5 protein-coding genes are annotated in these 6,414 nt (G+C 33.2%); 3 read left to right on the top strand and 2 right to left on the bottom strand.

What is annotated here, in order from left to right; translation table 11 throughout:
* Together BO48_RS16545 and BO48_RS16540 are read left to right on the top strand one after the other, a co-directional pair.
* Positions 1-221, top strand: a 221-nt coding sequence (locus tag BO48_RS16545; protein ID WP_496369208.1) for an ATP-binding protein, incomplete at its 5' end; no start/stop codon positions are given.
* On the top strand, positions 222-392 hold the full coding sequence (locus BO48_RS16540; protein ID WP_496369206.1) for a hypothetical protein: 171 nt from the start codon (positions 222-224) through the stop codon (positions 390-392). It abuts the gene before it with no gap.
* Between the two features lie 288 nt (positions 393-680).
* Here the strand turns inward: BO48_RS16540 and BO48_RS16535 are convergent, their stop codons facing one another.
* Positions 681-2,483, bottom strand: a complete 1,803-nt coding sequence (locus BO48_RS16535) for an ATP-dependent helicase (RefSeq protein WP_496369204.1) — start codon at positions 2,481-2,483, stop codon at positions 681-683.
* Positions 2,480-4,474: an ATP-dependent nuclease gene (locus tag BO48_RS16530; RefSeq protein WP_496369202.1), complete on the bottom strand. Its 1,995-nt coding sequence runs from the start codon at positions 4,472-4,474 to the stop codon at positions 2,480-2,482. The genes BO48_RS16535 and BO48_RS16530 overlap by 4 nt, the downstream gene beginning before the upstream one ends.
* Before the next feature lie 827 nt (positions 4,475-5,301).
* Between BO48_RS16530 and BO48_RS16525 the strand changes: the two genes are divergently transcribed.
* Positions 5,302-5,577, top strand: a complete 276-nt coding sequence (locus tag BO48_RS16525) for a hypothetical protein (protein ID WP_496369200.1) — start codon at positions 5,302-5,304, stop codon at positions 5,575-5,577.
* Positions 5,578-6,414: the final 837 nt, after the last annotated feature.

Here is a 6,414-nt window from a genome sequence, read left to right as displayed (position 1 = left end):
GCAAAGAAGGCTCGGAGCTTCTGTTCCAGCTCATTTCCGAATGGTATGAACAGAAGAGTCTAATCATCACTTCGAACCTGGAGTTTAGTCAATGGAACAGAATCTTTGTCGATGCCCGACTGACCGCTGCGCTGGTGGATCGGCTCATCCACCATGCCCACGTGCTATCATTTACCGGTGAAAGCTATCGACTCAGTCATGCATTATCGAAATCACGTTAAATGGACAATAAAGATACAGGGTGGCAACCCTCTGCATTTTTCATTGCATTTCTATGTACTTTCTACTTGCGAAACACAATCATACCTTTTGCAGGTCATGTTGTACATCTTGAACAGCCAGATATTTATAATAAAATTATTGAAGGGTTTTTCATTGAATCTGCTCATTAATATAATATTAACTGTTACTTTAAGAGTTTTTATACGAAAATATAGCTGCCTTTTTTATAATGTTAGCTGTCATTTTCGGACTTATTTTGCACTGGTTTAGGCAATAACTTGCACTATAGTTAAGGAATCCAGCTTATCTTCATACGAAGACAGCTGGGTTTTAAAGTTGAGTGGGCAAAACAACAATTATAATACACGTAATTTATCGATGAAAATGACAGATGAATTTTTAATAATCTCATTTTGTAACAATAACGGTCGTTTTTTTGACAAAGGAAATAAAGAAAACTACCTATGCAAATGATATAACTCCTTCCAGAACATTGATGGTTCTTTGTCATGAGTCCTTTCTCCAAACCTGGTGTGGCTCGTAATTTTATTAGACATTAGTAAATAACAAACACGTTTAGCTCGTGTTAAACAAACAAAGAATAGACGACGGTCTTCTTTAAGCTTTTCAGGGTCATCTACATTTCTATAATAAGGGAAACTCCCTTCTTCCATCCCCAGCATTACAACGACTTCAAACTCAAGTCCTTTGGAACTGTGACGAGTAGAAAGAGTTACTTGATTATTGGGTGCATCTAATAGAGAGAACTCTTTCAAGTTATAATTAGCTAAATCTTTTTCTGTTATAGAGTCAATAAAATGATTAATAGTTTCCATTTCACTAGAATATCGAGATGAACTACTAACTTTTTGAATAAGATTGAGTTCAGGAATTATAAATCTTAGCCAACTTTCCAAACTTTCTTTATGTTGCTCACTTTCTTTAAGAAGACTCCATAAAAAAATTCTTTCTTCTGTGATCTTTTCATCTTTAATCAATGTATCTTTGCTTGAAAGTAACTTCATCCAGAACCCAATCAATTCTGTAAAAGATATTGATTTGTTATCGACGATCCATGTAGCACAATCTTTTAACCATACAATGATTTTACTTTTCATAAAACTTGAATTAGCTTTATAATACGGAATCTGGTTTTCTTCCATTACTGCGCTTAAATCACTAATTTCTGATTGTGCTCTCAGAAGTATACAAACTTCATCTAAAGGTATTCCTTCTCGTTTCGCTTCAGGTATTATTTTATCCACGACGTACTGAAACTGATCACTCATATTGTGGTTACATCTAATAAAATGAAACTCTGCTTTTTCTCCTACTCTAGTCCCAGCTCTATAATTGCGCTCCTCAATATTCAATGCAATTTTTGATGCATCGATAATATCTTGATTACTACGATAGTTTGTTCTCAAGTGCACAGAAGAAAACTTCGGATGTTCACTGAGTTCCAATAGGTAATTTGGCAATGCACCTTGAAAAGAGTATATTGACTGATCTGGATCACCGACAGTAAAAAACTTAATTTTTGTAGTAGTACTAAGTGTTAGAATCATTTCATGCAAGGGCTTACCTAAATCTTGATACTCATCTACAAGTATCCAAGGAAACTTTGCCTCTAGACATTTTCTTACATACTCGTAATTCTCAATCAAATTAGTAGCACATTTAATTATTTTTTCAAAATCACATTTCCCACATGCTTTTAATTCTTTTTCATATTCTATCGCTGCTTGAAGCGCAATATCATATGAGGGAGTTTCCACTGTACTAGCATTACCAATTGCCTGGTTTCTTTCCTTATCCATATCTGAAAGCCTTAATCCTGAGCTATTAATTTCCAACTTATTTTTTACACTATTAAACAATTCCTCCTTATCCTTTGGAGAAATTATATTAATTGGTTGTGGAATTTCATCAGCGCATAGATAACTAAAAGGTACAATTACTTCAGAAATACAAAAAGAATGAACTGTATCTAAAATAACATTCGCTCTTTTCTGATAACCAAGTTTTATTAGTCTTTTAGTAAATTCTTTAGCAGATTCATTACTATAAGTTATACAAGCTAATCCACGAGGGGCAGTAATTTCATCATTTAATAATTGTAAAATCTTCAGCGTAAGTATGGTAGTTTTCCCGCTACCAGGTCCGGCTATAACAACTGTATTTTCGGTTGAATCATAAGCTTCCAACTGTTCTTTGTCACATCTTATTTGTTCAAGTTTTTTATGAAATAACTTATTCATAGTCTACATACTTTCTCATAAATACTTTGAATGGCTTCCTTAATATAATCAGGAATGTGCTTTTCTTCGCACTCCATAGATAATGCTTGTGCGAATCTACCTTTTCCTATTTGAGAGTGTCTACTTTCTATTTTTCTTAAACACGTTACAAAATCATATTCTATAAGTGATTTTCTAAAGTTGCTCTTTTGTTGTTCTCCACCTTGGGTCAATTCATTAAAGAGATCATGAAAAACTTTGAGATCTCTTACCTCTTCTGGTTGAGACATCATATCGATTTCCAGTGTATATACTCCCACAAAGTAGCCGTAATCTGAAAATAGTTTGTCTTGCTCAATACTATCCTCAGGAGTTTCTTCTTCATTTAGTTTTCCTAAATCTATCAGCATTTTTTTAATTCTATCATTTCCATCAAACCCAAATTTTTCGTGACTATCTTGACTCATAGAACCAAATATTTTTTTATCTTTTTCATTATGGTAATAATAATCTCCATCTGTAATCACCACGAAAGGAACTCCCAGTGCTTCAAGAAACTGCACATACGGTTTAAAGTTTGTAGAGTTGATGTTGCAGCAGATTATACCTTCTTTGTCTAAAGAATATCCAAGAAGTTCCGCAAATTTTGGAATCAGATACTCTTCAGCCATACCTTCTACTAGTACAACACCTTTACCAAAGTAAATTTCTCCTTTCTTAATATCTACATATCGTTCTAAGTCTTTCTTATCTCTCTGATTTAACTCAAGAGAAGCAGTTGTTTTAACTGTAGTTCCTGCTTCAGCTTCAGAACTTCGCAAGTGAACGATAGAATTAATTGGTGAAACAGAGGTGATATAAGGAGAATGTGTAGTCATTAAAACAGATGTATTTTTTTTCATTACATCTTTATAAATAATTCTTTGTAATGAAGGATGTAAATGGGACTCTGGTTCTTCAATAGCTAATATAGTAATACCTTTCCCAGTAGACATGTTTCTATCCATAAAATCATAAAGAAGGATATTATCTTCTTCTGAAATATCATTATTCAGTATATAATTTCCTTTGTCATTCTCCTGATAAAAATCACCTAGTATTTCGCTCCCTTCTTCCTCAATAAGGTTCGTGTATGATTCTTTTTTTAAGATTGAAGGTATTGTTTTATCTTCTAAAGATAATAAAATCAAAGAAATATATAGTATATTATTCAAACCTAAACTAGTATCACTAGTTGGTCTTTTACCTTTACCTATCATCAACTTTAAGGTGCTTAATATCCTATTTGGGTCATAATTTATAGTACTTAAAGAAATATCTGCATCAACTTGATTACCTATGGTATTAGTGAATCGTTGATTTATTTTTTCTGTTAAATCAACTAACTCATCAATAGAAAGTACTTCATCACTTTTTTCTTTTAAACCTGAAGCTATACTTTCCAATTCTTCTTTCTTAATATCATAATCTTTAAGCAGAAAATTTAGAGGTGATTTCTTAGTATTTCTCATTTCTGACTCTACGTCTCTAATCGCATTAATAACTTTTATATTTAAATAACGCCTATGGTAGTGTGTGAAGGCAGTATTTTCTTGATTGCCTTGGTATATACGGTATTCGTACTTATATGTACCATCTGGGTTCTGAATGGCGAAATAATGATAAGTAAAGCGAAGTGTTGGCGGGTCAAGACTCACTGTGGCGTCACTTAATGCAGCAAGTAATACTCTATTATGACTATGACCCCTTATATCAATTGTAATTTCGACCTCTTCCCCTGTTTCCAGTGGTGAGTCAAGCCCGTCATAAAAATCTGTCTCTACCAGATATCTATCTTCATCAGAAAGCTTCGGGTCAAGAATAAGTTGAATTGCTCTCAAGAAGTTTGTTTTTCCAATGTTATTTTCTCCAATAATCACTTGCTTGTGATCCAAATTCACATCCACATCTTTGAAATTTCTAAAGTTTTTTATTTTCACCCTTGATATATATGGCGCATTATACGTATCCACATCATTACCTCCTGTTAATTTATGCTGTTCTATTTCGAACCAGCAGTTCACCGAGCCTAGGTATCATTTGATTTTTAACATACTCCTGCTATTAAAAAACATGCTCTTGTTCATAACTACTGCCCAAAACGCTTTCAGATTCGCCTTTTAAAAATTCTTTTCTAGACCTTAAATATTCACCTACACTAAAAATAAATAACTTTAAATTCATTAATAGCTCCTTCTTTAATTTAAATGATACTAAATATTTTTAATAATAGTAACTCTCTCAAATGGTATTTCTTTTTCTTAACGTGTCATATATTTGTCTAGTAAAGGTAGACCCTAAATAGACATTACAGAGATATTGATTACGCTGGTTTCCAAGTGTGTGATTAGGGTGTTTGATAAGATCATGCCAAAGAAGAAGTTTTATGAAGGTAGGCTTTGTGTGTATGTAATCATTTAATTAAAACTTAGATCAATCAATGGAAGTGTTAGAAAATTTGATACTAAGAAGATTTTTTAGAGAAATAATCCGGTTCTATCGTAAATGAACAACTTGTCTTTAAAGAAGTGAATCAAAAATTATGCTAAAATTATTACCATCAACCAGTTCAATTCTTTGCTGATAGCAAGGAAGGTGTAGAACTGACACATCAAAAAACCCCCAATCTACTAGCATAGAATGGGGATTCAATAACACCATGAAACTGATTTTTGTTACTTATATTATATCATTCTGATTAATATATTCAAATGATAAATAAGATGTTTGTAGTATTGGGTAACAACTATAGCAATTCAATATTACATTAATATAAGCAAATTATTTGGTGGTGTGAACATTGGTAAAGAAAAATGAGATTGTAAAATTTACAGTTGTTTTTGAGTTTACAGAGGGCCAGGATGCAAATGCAGTAGTATCAGATATTGTCAGCTTTCATGATGGGCAAAATATTCATGAAAAAATGGAGAAGGCTGAAAGTGTCGCTAAGGACCTTGGGGAAGGTCTTAAAAATAAAATCATTGAAGATGAGTTTATATGTGTGGATACTACTTTTTTTCGTAGTAATTTAATTAAAGCATTTACATTAAATCCAGACTATGACAGTTTAAAATAAATGATTTTCAGGGCAATAAAAGGGCAAATAATCTGAGAAAGGGCAAATAGTATTGGGATTTTTCTTAAGGAAATGATTGAGAAAGGTTGATTTAAAAGGATTTTTGTTAACCCCTGTAGAGGGGTAATTGGAGAACATCATTGAGTGGGAGTAACGGTATAATAATTATAAATCCTTTATCCATGGTGGTTAAAGGGTTACTTTTTTATGAAAAAGTGACTTGATGATTATTTCGCGTGTTGAAGTCCATCGATTCGCAATTGGAGTCCACCGGTTCATGACAATGAGTCCGCCCGATGTTTTATTGAATTCGCAGTTCGAGTCCACTGATTCACATAAAGAGTCCGCTTAGGTCTTGCTTTTCTGTATATTTAATTTGAAAGCCAAAGCTTTCAAATTAAATGAAAAGGAGGCCTATTTTTAATGGCCAGAAAAATTCCAGCAAAACTGATACTTAAGTATCGGGCGATGGGATTATCTAAAAACCACAATATTGAATAGTAATCATTTAGTAAAAACTATTAATGAGAATTTTAGTAGTAGTTTAATTACACTATTGACCTGCAAGACATACTGTGAAAATTTATTATAAATGATTTTCAGGTCAAATTATCTGAGAAAGGTTCGCGAATTTCAAGTTTAAGTTAGCCACTAGGGTATAATCCCAATCCAGAGTTTGTGAAAGCACTCTGGTGGCTGGGCTTTTCCTCCCCCTCGGGGGGGAGGGAAATTTTACACTAGGCACTTTGTACCATTTGTGTTTGATTGAGTGCCTTGGCGAAACGCTCATGCGGTGTCTGGTAGCCCAGGATTTTACGTGGGTAATCATTCATCCAC

The sequence above is a fragment of the Lacicoccus kunmingensis DSM 17847 genome (assembly GCF_059568765.1).
This window is presented reverse-complemented; position numbering and strand designations above follow the sequence as displayed.

Coding starts and splice junctions, on each gene's coding strand:
- BO48_RS16535 (WP_496369204.1), bottom strand. CDS start 2,483: ATGAATAAGTTATTTCATAAAAAACTTGAACAAATAAGATGTGACAAA.
- BO48_RS16540 (WP_496369206.1), top strand. CDS start 222: ATGGACAATAAAGATACAGGGTGGCAACCCTCTGCATTTTTCATTGCA.